This window comes from Pseudomonas sp. 1121_17 (assembly GCF_052850745.1).
In genome coordinates, this window is the sequence record NZ_VXCX01000009.1 from 38,629 (window position 1) to 53,729 (window position 15,101).

The 15,101-nt window shown below is 62.3% G+C and carries 15 protein-coding genes; 10 read left to right on the top strand and 5 right to left on the bottom strand.

The window, feature by feature from the left end:
• Positions 1-12: 12 nt before the first annotated feature.
• Both FW789_RS16675 and FW789_RS16680 read right to left on the bottom strand, forming a co-directional pair.
• Positions 13-630 carry a c-type cytochrome gene (locus FW789_RS16675; RefSeq protein ID WP_101322703.1) on the bottom strand — a complete coding sequence of 206 codons (618 nt, stop codon included), beginning with the start codon at positions 628-630 and terminating at the stop codon, positions 13-15.
• 31 nt (positions 631-661) lie between these two features.
• The gene (locus FW789_RS16680; RefSeq protein ID WP_224785572.1) at positions 662-949 is read right to left on the bottom strand and encodes a c-type cytochrome; all 288 of its coding nucleotides are present in this window, start codon (positions 947-949) and stop codon (positions 662-664) included.
• A 207-nt stretch (positions 950-1,156) separates the two neighbouring features.
• Here FW789_RS16680 and yihA point away from each other — a divergent pair, with 207 nt between their 5' ends.
• Positions 1,157-1,789 carry a ribosome biogenesis GTP-binding protein YihA/YsxC gene (yihA, locus tag FW789_RS16685; protein ID WP_101322705.1) on the top strand — a complete coding sequence of 211 codons (633 nt, stop codon included), beginning with the start codon at positions 1,157-1,159 and terminating at the stop codon, positions 1,787-1,789.
• A 324-nt stretch (positions 1,790-2,113) separates the two neighbouring features.
• On the opposite strand, the gene polA is transcribed toward yihA, so the two are convergent.
• Positions 2,114-4,882: a DNA polymerase I gene (gene polA, locus FW789_RS16690; RefSeq protein ID WP_446431771.1), complete on the bottom strand. Its 2,769-nt coding sequence runs from the start codon at positions 4,880-4,882 to the stop codon at positions 2,114-2,116.
• A gap of 74 nt (positions 4,883-4,956) precedes the next feature.
• On the opposite strand from polA, the gene FW789_RS16695 reads away from it, so the two are divergent.
• Both FW789_RS16695 and FW789_RS16700 read left to right on the top strand, forming a co-directional pair.
• Positions 4,957-5,244: a DUF2782 domain-containing protein gene (locus FW789_RS16695; protein WP_101322707.1), complete on the top strand. Its 288-nt coding sequence runs from the start codon at positions 4,957-4,959 to the stop codon at positions 5,242-5,244.
• A 68-nt stretch (positions 5,245-5,312) separates the two neighbouring features.
• Complete coding sequence (locus FW789_RS16700) at positions 5,313-6,263, top strand: homoserine kinase (protein ID WP_103435433.1); 951 nt, start codon at positions 5,313-5,315, stop codon at positions 6,261-6,263.
• 43 nt (positions 6,264-6,306) lie between these two features.
• Here FW789_RS16700 and znuA read toward each other — a convergent pair whose 3' ends face one another.
• Positions 6,307-7,278, bottom strand: a complete 972-nt coding sequence (gene znuA / locus FW789_RS16705) for a zinc ABC transporter substrate-binding protein ZnuA (protein ID WP_446431772.1) — start codon at positions 7,276-7,278, stop codon at positions 6,307-6,309.
• An 18-nt stretch (positions 7,279-7,296) separates the two neighbouring features.
• On the opposite strand from znuA, the gene zur reads away from it, so the two are divergent.
• The 4 genes from zur (at position 7,297) to FW789_RS16725 (ending at position 10,162) form a co-directional block, all read left to right on the top strand.
• On the top strand, positions 7,297-7,782 hold the full coding sequence (zur, locus tag FW789_RS16710) for a zinc uptake transcriptional repressor Zur (protein ID WP_101322710.1): 486 nt from the start codon (positions 7,297-7,299) through the stop codon (positions 7,780-7,782).
• Positions 7,779-8,552, top strand: coding sequence for a zinc ABC transporter ATP-binding protein ZnuC (gene znuC, locus FW789_RS16715; RefSeq protein WP_186700215.1), 774 nt, complete (start codon positions 7,779-7,781; stop codon positions 8,550-8,552). Before zur ends, znuC begins: the two co-directional genes overlap by 4 nt.
• Positions 8,545-9,327 (top strand): zinc ABC transporter permease subunit ZnuB, encoded by a 783-nt coding sequence (gene znuB, locus FW789_RS16720; protein ID WP_186700217.1) that lies wholly within the window; start codon positions 8,545-8,547, stop codon positions 9,325-9,327. The genes znuC and znuB overlap by 8 nt, the downstream gene beginning before the upstream one ends.
• Before the next feature lie 127 nt (positions 9,328-9,454).
• Positions 9,455-10,162 carry a PA5502 family lipoprotein gene (locus FW789_RS16725; protein WP_446431773.1) on the top strand — a complete coding sequence of 236 codons (708 nt, stop codon included), beginning with the start codon at positions 9,455-9,457 and terminating at the stop codon, positions 10,160-10,162.
• Between the two features lie 38 nt (positions 10,163-10,200).
• On the opposite strand, the gene katE is transcribed toward FW789_RS16725, so the two are convergent.
• Positions 10,201-12,345: a catalase HPII gene (katE, locus tag FW789_RS16730; RefSeq protein ID WP_186700219.1), complete on the bottom strand. Its 2,145-nt coding sequence runs from the start codon at positions 12,343-12,345 to the stop codon at positions 10,201-10,203.
• A 223-nt stretch (positions 12,346-12,568) separates the two neighbouring features.
• Between katE and FW789_RS16735 the strand changes: the two genes are divergently transcribed.
• From FW789_RS16735 to FW789_RS16745, 3 genes are all read left to right on the top strand, one after another.
• Positions 12,569-13,576, top strand: a complete 1,008-nt coding sequence (locus tag FW789_RS16735; RefSeq protein WP_103435440.1) for a methionine ABC transporter ATP-binding protein — start codon at positions 12,569-12,571, stop codon at positions 13,574-13,576.
• Positions 13,576-14,247 (top strand): methionine ABC transporter permease, encoded by a 672-nt coding sequence (locus FW789_RS16740; RefSeq protein WP_103435441.1) that lies wholly within the window; start codon positions 13,576-13,578, stop codon positions 14,245-14,247. The genes FW789_RS16735 and FW789_RS16740 overlap by 1 nt, the downstream gene beginning before the upstream one ends.
• Before the next feature lie 64 nt (positions 14,248-14,311).
• Complete coding sequence (locus FW789_RS16745) at positions 14,312-15,085, top strand: MetQ/NlpA family ABC transporter substrate-binding protein (RefSeq protein ID WP_207072793.1); 774 nt, start codon at positions 14,312-14,314, stop codon at positions 15,083-15,085.
• Positions 15,086-15,101 lie beyond the last annotated feature (16 nt).

The following is a 15,101-nucleotide window of genomic DNA, read 5'->3' on the forward strand; positions in this document are numbered from 1 at the left end:
GGTTAAAACCCCTCAGTGCAGCCCCTGAATATAGCTCGCCAACGCCTCCACATCCTTGTTGCTCAGCTTGCTGGCGATGCTGCGCATGGTCATCGCATCACCATCGTTGGTGCGATTGCCTTCACGGAAGTCGGTCAGCTGCTTGCTGATGTATTGAGCGTGTTGGCCACTCAGATGTGGGAAGCCTGCCAAGGCAATCCCTGCGCCATCGGGCGAATGGCAGCCGGTACAGGCAGGCATGCCCTTGCTCAGGTCGCCACCATTGAACAAGGCGCGCCCGCGCTCGACCAGCTTCGGATCGGCTGCGCCGACGCTGCCTTTTTGGCTGGCGAAGTAGCTGGCGATGTCGGCCAGGTCCTGGTCATTGAACGGTTCGAGCATGCCGGTCATTTCCAGCACCACGCGCTTGCCGGTTTTGATGTCGTGCAGTTGTTTTTCCAGGTAGCGTTCGCCCTGGCCAGCGAGTTTCGGGAAATTAGGCGCCAGGCTGTTGCCGTCGGGGTTGTGGCAGGCACCACAGACGGCGGTTTTCGCCTGACCGGCGGCGGCGTCGCCTTTGATAGGGTCCGCAGCACTTGCCGCACCTGCAACCCCCATGGTCAACAGCAGACTCACGAATAGTTTGTTCATCAGCTAATCCAACACGGCTAAGGGTGAAATGTTATGTATCGGGACTGCCGCTCATCCAAAGGATGACCAAACGGTAGTCCTCGGTACTGCAGTCCATGCACAATCCACGCGGCGGCATAGCCTTGAAACCCTTGTTAACATGCGCCACCAGTACCTCCATACCCTGCGCCAGCCTTGGCTCCCAGGCCGCCACATCACCCTTCATAGGGGCCTGTGGCAGTTGTCCGGCGTGACAGGCAGCACAGCTGCGGTTGTACAACGCCTCGGGATCCTGTGTAGCCTGTGCACTGAAAAACGGTAGGAACATACCAACAGCCATTAGCCATTGCGCCTTGCGTAACGACCTTTCAGGGTTGGGGGCCGCGCTGCGTTCTAATGCGCGAGCTATTGTTCGACACCCCATGTGCGCCTCCTTCGCTGGGAGAATGCACACACAAAAACTGGGGCATTATATACTTCCGCGATCCAAACGGAAACGACACTGCTTGCCGAGCCTGGCTCAGGCAACACCCACATCGGATATCCCATGCAAGTCAAGAACCCCATCCTCGGCCTCTGCCAGAAAGCCACCTTCGCCCTTAGCGCCGCCAAGGTCGATCAATGCCCGGAAGACCAGGGTTACGAGGTGGCTTTCGCCGGCCGTTCCAACGCCGGTAAATCCAGCGCCCTCAACACCCTGACCCATGCCAGCCTGGCGCGGACCTCGAAAACCCCAGGCCGCACGCAGCTGTTGAACTTCTTCAGTCTGGACGATGAACGGCGTTTGGTCGACTTGCCGGGCTACGGTTATGCCAAGGTGCCGATCCCGCTCAAGCAGCACTGGCAGCGCCACCTGGAAGCCTACCTGGGCGGCCGTGAGTGCCTGCGCGGGATCATTTTGATGATGGACGTGCGCCATCCGATGACCGATTTCGACAAGATGATGCTGGACTGGGCCAAGGCCAGCGGCATGCCCATGCACATCCTGCTGACCAAGGCCGACAAGCTCACCTACGGCGCAGCGAAGAACACCCTGCTGAAAATCCAGGCAGAAATCCGCAAGGGCTGGGGCGATACCGCGTCCATCCAGTTGTTCTCCGCTCCCAAGCGCCAGGGCCTGGAAGAAGCCTATGTGGTCCTGGCCGGCTGGATGGAACTGGAAGACAAGCCTGTCGAGTAAGCGCTGACGCGAGGGTGCTGTTAGCGGCAAATTGCCGCTGCAGCCAAATCGCAGGCAAAAAAAACCCCGGACTTCGTATGGGGAGGGGGAAGTTCGGGGTTCAAGTCCGGACCCTTAGGGCGGGGTCCAGATATTCTGCCAACACTTAACACAACATAGGAGCATCGAACGGCTTCACCAGCCATTCAGTAGATCTGAGTCCCGCTTCACTGGTTTAGTTCCTCAGCGCTTGCAATTATTTGCGCTAACAGGGGCTGCCTAGCCTGCAAAAACGCCTAAGCCAACGCGGGTCCACGGATAGCCGTAGCCCCCGCGCCAGACGTCTTAGTGCGCCTCGTCCCAGTTCGCCCCGACGCCGACTTCGACCAGCAACGGTACGTCCAGCTGAGCCGCGTCGCTCATGTGCGGGCGGATCTCGGCTTTGATCTGCTCGACCAGGTCTTCACGCACTTCCAGCACCAGTTCATCGTGTACCTGGAGGATCACCCGCGCATCCAGCCCACTGCTGCTCAACCAGTTATCCACAGCGACCATGGCGCGCTTGATGATGTCGGCGGCAGTGCCTTGCATCGGGGCGTTGATCGCGGTGCGCTCGGCGCCTTTGCGCAGGGCCTGATTCTTTGCGTTGATATCCGGTAGGTACAGGCGACGACCGAAGAAGGTTTCGACATAGCCCTGCTCGGCAGCCTGGGCGCGGGTGCGCTCCATGTAGGCGAGCACGCCTGGGTAACGGGTGAAGTAGCGGTCAATATAGTCCTGCGACTGTTTACGGTCGACGCCAAGCTGCTTGGCCAGGCCAAAGGCGCTCATACCATAGATCAGGCCGAAGTTGATCGCCTTGGCGCTACGGCGCTGGTCGGTGGTGACGGCAGCCAGATCAACGCCAAATACCTCTGCAGCAGTCGCCCGGTGCACGTCCAGGTTGTTGCGGAAGGCATGCAACAGGCCTTCGTCCTTGGCCAGGTGGGCCATGATCCGTAATTCGATCTGCGAGTAGTCGGCCGCGAGCAATTTGTAGCCAGGGCTGGCGATGAACGCCTGCCGAATCCGCCGGCCTTCGGCGGTGCGGATCGGAATGTTCTGCAGGTTCGGATCACTCGACGACAGGCGCCCAGTGGCTGCCACAGCCTGCTGATACGAGGTGTGAATACGGCCGGTGCGCGGGTTGATCTGGTGCGGCAGCTTGTCGGTGTAGGTGCTTTTGAGCTTGCTCAGCGAGCGGTACTGCATCAACACCTTGGGCAGCGGATAATCCTGCTCGGCCAACTCGGCCAGCACCGCCTCGGCGGTAGATGCCTGGCCTTTGCTGGTCTTGCTCAGGATCGGCATGCCCAGCTTGTCGTAGAGGATCACGCCGAGTTGCTTGGGCGAGCCAAGGTTGAACTCTTCCCCGGCCAGGGCATACGCCTCGCGCTCCAGTTCGGCCATTTTCAAGCCAAGCTCGCCGCTCTGGATGGCCAGCAGATTGGCATCGACCAGCGCGCCCTGGCGCTCGATCCGCGCCAGTACTGGCACCAGCGGCATCTCGATGTCCATCAGCACCGGCTGCACGCTGGGGGTCTTGGCCAGGTGCACCTGCAGTGCCTGGTGCAGGCGCAGGGTAATGTCGGCGTCTTCGGCGGCGTAAGGGCCGGCCTTGTCCAGTGGGATCTGGTTGAAGGTCAGCTGCTTGGCGCCTTTGCCGGCGATCTGCTCGAAGGTGATGGTGGTGTGGTCGAGGTACTTCTGCGCCAGGCTGTCCATGTCATGGCGGGTAGCGTTGGAGTTGAGCACGTAGGATTCGAGCATGGTGTCGTAGGCGACACCCCGCATGTCGATGCCGCTGGCCTGATCGCCGCCAATTGCGCAGTTGGCCAGAATATTGATGTCGTACTTGGCGTTCTGGCCGATCTTGCCTTTGTGCGGGTCTTCCAGCAGCGGCTTCAGCGCCAGCAATACCTGGTCACGGTCGAGCTGGGCCGGTGCGCCTTCGTAGTCATGGGTCAGCGGTACATAGGCGGCCACATGCGGTTCGACCGCGAACGACACGCCAACCAGCTGCGCCTTTTGCGCGTCCAGCCCGGTGGTCTCGGTGTCGAAGGCGAACAGCGGCGCCTGGCGCAGTTTTTCCAGCCAGGCATCGAAACGGGCCTGCTCGAGGATGGTCTCGTATTGCGGCTCGACCTTGGCCTGCGGTGCTTCTACTACCGGCGCCAGCTCGTCGCCAACCTTTGCCGCATCACGCTGTACATCGGCGATCCAGCTCTTGAATTCCATTTCGGCATACAGCGCCAGCAGCGCGTCGCGATCCGGCTCGGCGCAGACCAGCGCATCAACTTCGATATCCAGCGGCACATCAATTTTGATGGTAGCCAGCTCATACGACATGAACGCCGCATCGCGGTGCTCCTCGAGCTTGGCAGGCAGGCTCTTGGCGCCGCGAATCGGCAGCGCCGGGATCTTGTCGAGGTTGGCGTAGACGTCCTTCAAGCCACCGCCGATGCCGGTCAGCAGGCCGACGGCAGTTTTTTCGCCAACGCCGGGCACGCCGGGGATGTTGTCGACCTTGTCGCCCATCAACGCCAGGAAGTCGATGATGTGCTCAGGGCCGACGCCGAACTTCTCGTACACACCGGCAATGTCCATGACGCTGCCGGTCATGGTGTTGACGAGGGTGATGTGGCCGTCGACCAGCTGGGCCATGTCCTTGTCGCCGGTGGAGATGATCACCGGGCGGCCGGCCGCCGCACTGCTGCGGGCCAGGGTGCCGATGACGTCGTCGGCTTCGACCCCTTCCACGCACAGCAGCGGATAACCCAGCGCCTTGACGCTGGCGTGCAATGGCTCGACCTGCACCCGCAGGTCGTCCGGCATGCTCGGCCGGTTGGCCTTGTAGTCGGCGAACAGGGCATCGCGGAAGGTCCCGCCCTTGGCATCGAAGACCACCGCGAACAGGCTGTCCGGATACTGCCGGCGCAGGCTCTTGAGCATGTTCAGCACGCCCTTGACGGCACCGGTGGGCATACCCTTGGAGGTGGTCAGCGGCGGCAGCGCGTGGAAGGCGCGATACAGGTAGGACGAACCGTCCACCAGGACGAGGGGAGCTAGGCTCATGAGCAGAATCAACCTTTTCGACGGGTCCGGCGCTAGAATAGCCAGATCAATGACGACAAAGGGACAAGGTTATCATGCGGACACTCAATCGCCTGTTACTGCTCGGCCTTCTGGCAACCATGCCGATCGTCTCCCAGGCGGCGGACGACGCCCCATCGGCTGATCCCGATGTGACCATTCGCACGGAAGGCGATAAAACCATTCAGGAATACCGGCAAAACGGCTTCCTGTATGCGATCAAAGTCACGCCGAAAGGCGGCAAGCCTTATTTTCTGGTACGCGCCGATGGCTCGGATGGCAATTTCATCCGCTCCGACCAGCCGGACATGCTGATTCCATCGTGGAAGATCTTCGAGTGGTAATCTGACGCGTACCGTCACATCAACCTGGCACTTCCCGGCGGAAGTGCCCGCATGGGCAACTTTTCATCATGTCAGTTTTCACCCCTGTGTCCCGGCCCGAGCTGGAAACCTTTCTGGCGCCGTATCAGCTGGGCCGTCTGCTCGACTTCCAGGGCATCGCCGCCGGTACCGAGAACAGCAACTTCTTCGTCAGCATGGAGCAGGGTGAGTTTGTCCTGACCCTGATCGAGCGCGGCCCGGCAGAAGACATGCCGTTTTTCATTGACCTGCTGGATGTGCTGCACCAGGCCGACATGCCAGTGCCCTACGCCCTGCGCGACCGTGACGGCCATGGCCTGCGGGAGCTGTGCGGCAAGCCTGCGCTGCTGCAGCCAAGGCTGAACGGCAAGCATGTGATGGCGCCGAACAACCAGCACTGCGCCCAGGTTGGCGAGCTGCAGGCGCATATCCATCTGGCGACCCGCGAGCAGATCCTTGAGCGCAAGACTGACCGTGGCCTGGACTGGATGCTGGAGTCGGGCGCCGAGCTGTTGTCGCACCTGAGCGAGCAGCAGCAAGCCCTGCTGCAGCCGACCCTGGCTGACATTGCCGCGCACAAGGCGCAGATCCTGGCGCTGCCACGGGCCAATCTGCACGCCGACCTGTTCCGCGACAACGTGATGTTCGAAGGCACCCACCTCACCGGCTTGATCGACTTCTACAATGCCTGCTCAGGGCCGATGCTGTATGACATCGCAATTACCGTGAACGACTGGTGCCTGGACGAAGCGGCGGGGATCAACCTGCCGCGCGCACAAGCTTTGCTCGGCGCCTATGCCGCGCTGCGCCCGTTCACCGCGGCCGAAGCCGAGCTGTGGCCGCTGATGCTGCGTGTGGCCTGCGTGCGCTTCTGGCTGTCGCGGCTGATTGCCGCCGAGCAGTTCGCCGGCATGGACGTCACCATTCATGACCCACGCGAGTTCGAAGTGCGCCTGGCCCAGCGTCAGCATATCGACCTGAAGCTGCCGTTCGCGCTCTAAGCCTTTCAGGAGCGCCCTTGCCGGGACGCTCCTTTAAGAGCCGTCAGAGCTGTTCCAGACAACCGGCCAGGCCGTTCGCAAGGTTTTCCAGCAAGCGCTCGTAGCCTTTGCTGTCCACCGGCTCGCTGCCACCCAGCGCATCCAGCTCGGCCAGCCGCACCGGCAGCCCTGCGGTCAGCGTTTCAGCCAGCCGTGGACGCAGCGGCGGCTCGCTGAACACGCAGGTCTTGCCCACTTCCTGCAAGCGCTTGCGCATCGCCGCCACGTGTTGAGCACCCGGCTGCACTTCCGAAGCCACGCTGAACACGCCGGTGTGCTTGAGCCCGTAAGCCGCTTCGAAGTAATCGAACGCCTCGTGGAAGACGAAGTAGGGCTTGTCGGCAATGCCCGCCACACGGGTCTTGATGCGCTGATCAAGTGCATCCAGGCGCGCATTGAAGGCGTTCAGATTGCTCTGATAATGCGCCGCATTGGCCGGGTCGAGCTTGCTCAGGTCGGCCGCCATCTGCCCGGCAATTACCCGTGCATTGACCGACGACAGCCACAGGTGCGCGTCCAGGCTACCCGGGCGGTGGTCATGATCATGCTCGTCATGGTCAGCTTCATCCTGACCGGCCTCATCATGGGAATGGCTGTCCTCACCAAAATGACGCAGGTGCATGCCCTTCAGCCACTGCACCGCCACGGTCTGCTTGCTGCGGCTGCCGAGCACCCGCGGCAAGAAGCTCTCCATGTCCGGGCCGATCCAGTACAGCAGGTCGGCATCGGCCACGCGCCGTACGTCGGACGGACGCAGCGCATAGTGGTGCGGCGAGGCACCCGGCGGCAGCAGCACTTCAGGGCTGCCGACACCGTCCTGAACGGCCGCAGCGATCTGCTGCAGCGGTTTGATACTGGTCAGCACACGCACGTCGGCATGGGCCGAGCAGGCGAGCAAAGCGACAAAAAGCACAAGGAAACGGGGCACGGTGAATACTCGACGTGTCAGAAACAGGTAACATAATAACGTCTCCATTAAGAACCGTCGCCGCCCATGTCGATTACCCCGCTGGCTCACCGTCCCCACGACCACTCGCATTGCGTGCACAGTGCGCTGGCTGAAGCCGACGCCATCTGCGTGCGTCAGGGCCTGCGTTTGACTGCCCTGCGCAAGCGGGTGCTGGAGCTGGTGTGGCAGAGCCACAAGCCGCTGGGTGCCTACGATATTCTTGCCGTGCTGAGCGAGCAGGATGGCCGCCGCGCGGCGCCGCCTACCGTTTATCGGGCGCTGGACTTCCTCCTCGAGAACGGTCTGGTGCACCGCATCGCCTCGCTCAACGCCTTCATCGGCTGCAGCCACCCGGAACACGCCCATCAGGGCCAGTTCCTGATCTGCCGCGAGTGTCATATCGCCATCGAGCTTGAACAGGACAGCATCAGCGGCGCGATCATCGCCAGCGCCAACGCGGTCGGCTTCAAGGTTGAAACCCAGACCGTGGAAGTGGTCGGCCTGTGCGGCAACTGCCGAGGCGCGGCATGAGCGACGCCCTGATCCGCCTTGAGCAAGTCGGCGTCAGCTTTGCTGGCGAAGCCGTACTGGACAACATCGACCTGGCGGTTGCGCCAGGCCAGATCGTCACGCTGATCGGCCCCAACGGTGCTGGCAAGACCACCCTGGTGCGGGCCGTGCTCGGCCTGCTCAAGCCGCATCGTGGCAGCGTCTGGCGCAAGCCCAAGCTGCGGATCGGCTACATGCCGCAAAAGATCCAGGTCGACCCGACGCTGCCACTGTCGGTACTGCGCTTCCTGCGTTTGGTGCCTGGGGTAGACCGCGGCGCAGCTTTGGCGGCATTGCAGGAAGTCGGTGCCGAGCAGGTTATCGACAGCCCGCTACAGACTGTTTCCGGCGGCGAGATGCAACGCGTGCTGCTGGCCCGAGCCCTGCTGCGCAAGCCGCAATTGCTGGTGCTCGATGAACCGGTACAAGGCGTCGATGTGGCGGGGCAGTCCGAGCTGTACAGTTTGATCACACGCCTGCGCGACCGTTACGGCTGCGGCGTGCTGATGGTCTCCCACGACTTGCACCTAGTCATGAGCACCACCGATCAGGTGGTCTGCCTGAACCGCCATGTGTGCTGTTCCGGCCACCCCGAGCAGGTCAGCGGCGACCCGGCCTTTGTTGAGCTGTTCGGCCAGAACGCCCCGAGCCTGGCCATCTATCACCATCACCACGACCACAGCCACGACCTGCACGGCGCAGTTGTCACCTCTGGCGCCCATGTTCACGGAGAGCACTGCAAGCATGGCTGATTTTCTTCTTTACGCCCTGCTGGCCGGTTTGTCCCTGGCAATTGTTGCAGGTCCGCTGGGCTCATTCGTGGTCTGGCGGCGGATGGCCTATTTTGGCGACACGTTGTCGCACGCGGCCTTGCTCGGCGTTGCCTTGGGCTTCGTGCTGGATGTCAGCCCGGCGTTGGCGGTAACCGTCGGCTGCCTGCTGCTGGCGATCTTGCTGGTGACACTGCAGCAGCGCCAGCCGCTGGCGTCGGATACGCTGCTGGGGATTCTTGCTCCAAGCACCTTGTCGCTGGGCCTGGTGGTGCTGAGTTTCATGCACGACGTGCGCATCGACCTGATGGCCTATCTGTTTGGCGACTTGCTGGCGATCAGCCCAACTGACCTGGGCTGGATCATAGGCGGCAGTTCGGCCGTGCTGCTGTTGCTCGCCGCGCTCTGGCGCCCACTGCTGGCGGTGACCGTACATGAAGAGCTGGCCACCGTCGAAGGCCTGCCGGTAGCGGCGCTGCGCCTGACCCTGATGCTGCTCATCGCCGTGGTGATTGCGGTGGCGATGAAGATCGTCGGCGTGCTGCTGATCACCTCGCTGTTGATCATCCCGGCCGCGGCCGCCCAGCGCCATGCGCGCTCGCCCGAGCAGATGGCGCTGGGTGCCAGCCTGCTCGGTGTGGTGGCGGTATGTGGCGGGCTGGCAATGTCCTGGTTCAAGGACACGCCGGCGGGCCCATCGATCGTGGTCTGCGCGGCAGTGCTATTCTTGCTGAGCCTGGCCCTGCCCAAACGCTGAGACACGGGTCGCACTTTGGCGCATCTCGCAACCAATGCGCGGGTAAAGGGTCTGTAAGACTTGTTTTCGAGCGTGCGCACCTGGGTGTAGACTTGCTCGCTTTTTGCGCAAATAGAGAGTCGCAGGAATGAAGCCGTTCGCCTCCCGTTATCTGCTTGTTGCCGTATTGTCGCTGGGCCTGGCCGCGTGTGCCAGCGCCCCGGTTCAACAGCCGAGCGTGCCTGCCCAGGCCGACCCATGGGCCGAGCTGCAGCAGAACATCGCCAGCAACGAACTGGCCACCGCTGAAGATCAACTGACCGCCCTGCAAGCCCAGGCGCCGCAAGACCCGCGCGTGGAGCAGCACCAGCGCCAGCTCGCCGAAGCCTACTTGCAGCGCAGCCAGATCGTCCTCCAAAAGGGTGACGTGAATGCTGCCGCGACCGCGCTGGCGCGGGCCCGGGCATTGATGCCGCAAGCGCCGGCGCTGGCCGCCGGAGATGCCGTGGCCCATGCGCGCAAAGCCGAGCTGGACCGTGCCGAAGCTGCCTTGAAGGCCGCTGAAGCCAAGCCCAAGGCGCGCGTGATCGACCCCACCGCACCGAGCACCGTGATCGCCCTGAAGACCACAGACAGCCGCGCCCTGCGCCGGCAGCTCGATGACATCGCCGCAGACGTGGTCAGTTATCAGTGTGAAGTGGTGTTCCAGGTGCCACGCAAGGACGACGCGCCGTGGCTGAAAACGCTGCTGGGCAAGCGCGTACACAAGCTCGACAGTGGCTATGAGCTCAACCAGCGCCACGAAATCCAGCGCTCATTGCCCGCTCAGGTCGTGCTGGTACCACATCAGCGTTGAAGTGAGACCCCGGCAGGTCCCCCTGCCGGGGTGATCGATCAAGCCGGAATGGCTTCAGCAGCAGCTTCGCGCTCCCAGACCCGGTGCGCTTCGACGGCTTTGACGAAGGCGTCGATGGCTGCCTGATCATTGCCCAGCAGCAAGCCCTTGTCTTCGGCCAGGCCAAGCTTGTCGACCAACGCCTTGCCGTCTTTGGCAAAAGCGATGGCCTTCAGGTGCTTGTACGCTTCCAGCAGGAAGTGCTTGGCCAAACCGCTCTGCCCCAGCGCATCAATTGCGGCCTTGCCAGCCGGCACCAGCACACCATCGAACATGATCGACGGCATGCCTTCCATCGACGCATCCACCGCCAGGCTGGAACCATCGGCGGCTTTTACTGGCGCCGAGGTTGGGCCCAGCAGCATTGGCCTGGCGCTGTGCGCCTCAAGTGCCTTGACCAGACGATCGACGTCCGCCGCATCCACACCGTCAGCCAGCAGCAGGGCAATCTTGCGGCCCTTGATACCCACGCTGCCCGGGTGATTGAGCTGACTCAGCGCTGGCGACTCGGCCAGGCTCGAGCCCTTGACCTGCACGGTGCCTTTGCTCGGCGCCGGCAGACCCAGGTTGGCCGCTACTGCCGCAGCCAGCTTCAGGTCGATATTGGCGAGGATCTCGTTGACCTGACGGGCACGGATGTATTCCCGCTCGACCTTGCCCAGCTCAAAGCTGTAGGCCTTGATGATGTGCTGCTGCTCGTTCGGGCTCATGCTGTGGAAGAACAAGCGCGCCTGCGAGAAGTGATCGCCGAACGACTCGCTGCGCTCGCGAACCTTGCGTGCATCGATCCGTTCCTGATAGCTGTCGAAGCCACCGTCTTCAGCCGCTGCCGGGGTTTCCTTCGGCCAGCCGCCATCGATGCTGTTCGGCTCGTACGAGGCACGGCCCTTGTTGATTTCCATGCGGTGCATGCCATCGCGCTGGCCGTTGTGGTTGTGCGCGATCGGGCGGTTGATCGGAATCTCATGGAAGTTTGGGCCACCGAGGCGGCTGATCTGCGTATCGGTGTAGGAGAACAGGCGGCCCTGCAGCAGCGGATCGTTGGTGAAATCGATACCCGGCACGATATGGCCAGGGCAGAAGGCGATCTGCTCGACCTCGGCGAAGAAGTTGTCCGGGTTGCGGTTGAGCACCATCTTGCCCAACGGCGTCACCGGCACCAGCTCTTCGGGGATGATCTTGGTCGGGTCGAGCAGGTCGAAGTCGAACTTGTGCTCGTCGGCCTCAGGCACGATCTGCACGCCAAGTTCCCACTCAGGGTAATCGCCGGTTTCAATCGCTTCGGAAAGGTCGCGACGATGGAAATCGGTGTCCTTGCCGGCCAGCTTCTGCGCCTCGTCCCACAGCACCGAGTGCACGCCTTGCTTCGGCTTCCAGTGAAACTTGACGAAGCTGGCCACGCCTTCGGCGTTGATCAGGCGGAAGGTATGCACGCCAAAGCCTTCCATCATCCGCAGGCTGCGCGGGATAGCCCGGTCGGACATCGCCCAGATGACCATGTGCGCCGACTCCGGCACCAGCGAGACGAAGTCCCAGAAGGTGTCATGGGCCGAGCCGCCGGTGGGCATTTCATTGTGGGGCTCAGGTTTCACCGCATGGACGAAGTCGGGGAACTTGATCGCGTCCTGAATGAAGAACACCGGCATGTTGTTGCCGACCAGGTCGAAGTTGCCTTCGTCGGTGTAGAACTTCACGGCGAAGCCGCGCACGTCGCGCACCGTGTCACCGGAGCCGCGGGGGCCCTGCACGGTGGAGAAGCGCACGAACACCGGAGTGATCTTCTCCGGATCCTGGAGGAAACCGGCCTTGGTCAGCTCGGCATGCTTGCCGTAGCTCTGGAAGTAACCATGGGCGCCAGTGCCGCGGGCATGGACGATGCGCTCGGGGATGCGCTCATGGTCAAAGTGGGTGATTTTTTCACGCATGATGAAATCTTCGAGCAACGACGGCCCGCGCGCACCCGCCTTGAGGGTGTTCTGGTTGTCAGCGATCTTGACACCCTGATTGGTCCGCAGCGCCTCGCCGGTAGCGTCGCTACGGTAGGCTTCCAGACTCTGCAGTTTGGCGTTGGTGTTGGCACGGTCCGGGGTGTCGGTACCGGCCATCTCACTCTGTTTCGGGGTATCCGGGTGCTTGCGTGACATGTCGGCTCTCCTCATCGGTCTTCAGGGCGGCCCGTTCGGGCTCGTTAGCTAGTGACTGATGACCGTGCACATGCGTTCAATTCCGTTGCCGACTGTCGCGTTATGCCGGTTGGATTGGACCAATACGAAATAAATGCTAAGAAGACCCAGGGGAAAAGGCTAAAATGCGCCCCCCGGCTAACCGCCAGACCCTATTTCCATTGCGCCCCACAAGGTTCGCTCAGTGATCGAGTTTCAACATGTGCACAAGACCTACCGCGTCGCCGGTAGGGACATCCCCGCCCTGAACCCGACCAGCCTGACCATTGAAAATGGCCAGGTGTTCGGCCTGATCGGCCACTCCGGCGCTGGCAAGAGCACCTTGCTGCGCCTGATCAACCGCCTCGAAGCGCCCAGCGGTGGCAAGATCATCGTCGACGGCGAAGACGTCACCGGCTTCGATGCCAACCAGCTGCGGCGCTTCCGCCAGCAGGTCGGCATGATCTTCCAGCACTTCAACCTGCTGGCCTCCAAGACCGTGGCCGACAACGTGGCGCTGCCGCTGACCTTGGCCGGTGAGCTGTCGCGCAGCGAAATCGACCAGCGAGTCACCGAGCTGCTGGCGCGGGTCGGCCTGTCCGATCACGCCAAAAAATATCCGGCGCAGCTCTCCGGCGGGCAGAAGCAACGTGTCGGCATTGCCCGCGCGCTGTCGACCCGGCCGAAGATTCTGCTGTGCGACGAGGCCACCAGCGCCCTCGACCCGCAGACCACCGCCTCGGTCCTGCAACTGTTGGCCGAGATCAACCGCGAGCTGAAGCTGACCATCGTCCTCATCACCCACGAAATGGACGTGATCCGCCGGGTCTGCGACCGCGTGGCCGTCATGGACGCCGGCCTGATCGTCGAGCAAGGCACGGTTGCCGAGGTGTTTCTGCACCCGCAGCACCCGACCACCAAGCGCTTTGTGCAGGAAGACGAGCAGGTCGACGAAGGCGAACAGCGCGACGACTTTGCCCACGTGCCAGGCCGAATTGTGCGCCTGACCTTCCAGGGCGATGCCACCTACGCACCGCTGCTCGGCACTGTCGCCCGGGAAACCGGGGTCGACTACAGCATCCTCGCCGGGCGTATCGACCGCATCAAGGACGTGCCTTACGGGCAATTGACCCTGGCTGTTACCGGCGGCGACATGCAAGCCGCGTTTGACCGTTTCAGCGCAGCTGATGTGCATATGGAGGTACTGCGTTGATGGACGCTTTGAATTTCTTCGCCAACGTCGACTGGGCCGAAATCTGGCTGGCGACCATCGACACCATGATCATGTTGTTCGGCTCGCTGTTCTTCACCGTGCTGCTGGGCCTGCCGCTGGGTGTGCTGCTGTTCCTGTGCGGGCCGCGGCAGATGTTCGAACAGAGGGGCCTGTACGCGCTGCTGTCGCTGGTGGTTAATATCCTGCGCTCGCTGCCGTTCATCATCCTGCTGATCGTGATGATCCCGTTCACCGTACTGATCACCGGCACCTCGCTGGGCGTCGCCGGGGCCATCCCGCCACTGGTGGTCGGCGCCACGCCGTTCTTCGCCCGCCTGGTCGAGACGGCGCTGCGCGAAGTCGACCGCGGCATCATCGAAGCGACCCAGTCGATGGGCGCGACCACCCGCCAGATCATCACCAACGCATTGCTGCCCGAGGCGCGCCCGGGCATCTTCGCCGCGATTACCGTGACCGCAATCACCCTGGTGTCGTACACCGCCATGGCCGGTGTGGTCGGTGCCGGTGGCCTCGGCGACCTGGCGATCCGCTTTGGTTATCAGCGCTTCCAGACCGATGTAATGGTGGTCACCGTGGTGATGTTGCTGATCCTGGTTCAAGTTCTGCAAAGCGTCGGCGACAAACTGGTCGTGCATTTTTCCCGTAAGTAACCCCAATGGGGTCGGCCAGGCCGACCCGTTCGGGGGCCGTCGCGGCCCTCACAAGGAGTGTTTGATGAAAAAACTGCTTGCTGTTGTTGCCGCTGTGGCGGCTTTTTCGGCGCACGCTGCCGAGACCATCACCGTAGCTGCCAGCCCGGTGCCGCACGCCGAGATCCTCGAGTTCGTCAAACCAGTACTGGCTAAAGAAGGCGTCGACCTCAAGGTCAAGGTCTTCACCGACTACGTGCAGCCAAACGTGCAGGTTGCCGAGAAGCGCCTGGATGCCAACTTCTTCCAGCACCAGCCGTACCTGGATGAGTTCAACAAGGCCAAAGGCACCAACCTGGTCAGCGTTGCCGGCGTGCACCTGGAGCCACTGGGCGCTTACTCGAGCAAGCTGAAGAAGCTCGACGAGCTGCCGTCCGGCGCTACCGTGGTCATCCCCAACGATGCTACCAACGGCGGCCGCGCGCTGCTGCTGCTGGACAAGGCCGGTGTGATCAGCCTGAAGGACAAGAGCAACATCCTGTCGACTGTGAAAGACATCACCACCAACACCAAGAACCTCAAGTTCCGCGAGCTGGAAGCGGCCACCATCCCGCGTGTGCTGACTCAGGTCGATCTGGCCCTGATCAACACCAACTACGCGCTGGAAGCCAAGCTTGATCCGTCCAAGGATGCCCTGGTGATCGAAGGCAGCGACTCGCCTTATGTCAACATCTTGGTGGCACGCCCGGACAACAAGGACTCGGACGCAATGAAGAAGCTGGTTGCAGCGCTGCATTCGCCTGAAGTCAAAGCGTTCATCACCGAGAAGTACAAAGGCGCGGTACTGCCGGCGTTCTGATCGAGCTGACCGCAAC

Coding starts and splice junctions, on each gene's coding strand:
- FW789_RS16745 (WP_207072793.1), top strand. CDS start 14,312: ATGAAAAAACTGCTTGCTGTTGTTGCCGCTGTGGCGGCTTTTTCGGCG.
- FW789_RS16680 (WP_224785572.1), bottom strand. CDS start 949: ATGGCTGTTGGTATGTTCCTACCGTTTTTCAGTGCACAGGCTACACAG.
- znuA (WP_446431772.1), bottom strand. CDS start 7,278: ATGGAGACGTTATTATGTTACCTGTTTCTGACACGTCGAGTATTCACC.
- FW789_RS16675 (WP_101322703.1), bottom strand. CDS start 630: ATGAACAAACTATTCGTGAGTCTGCTGTTGACCATGGGGGTTGCAGGT.
- FW789_RS16740 (WP_103435441.1), top strand. CDS start 13,576: ATGGACGCTTTGAATTTCTTCGCCAACGTCGACTGGGCCGAAATCTGG.
- FW789_RS16700 (WP_103435433.1), top strand. CDS start 5,313: ATGTCAGTTTTCACCCCTGTGTCCCGGCCCGAGCTGGAAACCTTTCTG.
- FW789_RS16725 (WP_446431773.1), top strand. CDS start 9,455: ATGAAGCCGTTCGCCTCCCGTTATCTGCTTGTTGCCGTATTGTCGCTG.
- zur (WP_101322710.1), top strand. CDS start 7,297: ATGTCGATTACCCCGCTGGCTCACCGTCCCCACGACCACTCGCATTGC.
- polA (WP_446431771.1), bottom strand. CDS start 4,882: ATGAGCCTAGCTCCCCTCGTCCTGGTGGACGGTTCGTCCTACCTGTAT.
- yihA (WP_101322705.1), top strand. CDS start 1,157: ATGCAAGTCAAGAACCCCATCCTCGGCCTCTGCCAGAAAGCCACCTTC.
- katE (WP_186700219.1), bottom strand. CDS start 12,345: ATGTCACGCAAGCACCCGGATACCCCGAAACAGAGTGAGATGGCCGGT.
- FW789_RS16695 (WP_101322707.1), top strand. CDS start 4,957: ATGCGGACACTCAATCGCCTGTTACTGCTCGGCCTTCTGGCAACCATG.
- znuB (WP_186700217.1), top strand. CDS start 8,545: ATGGCTGATTTTCTTCTTTACGCCCTGCTGGCCGGTTTGTCCCTGGCA.
- znuC (WP_186700215.1), top strand. CDS start 7,779: ATGAGCGACGCCCTGATCCGCCTTGAGCAAGTCGGCGTCAGCTTTGCT.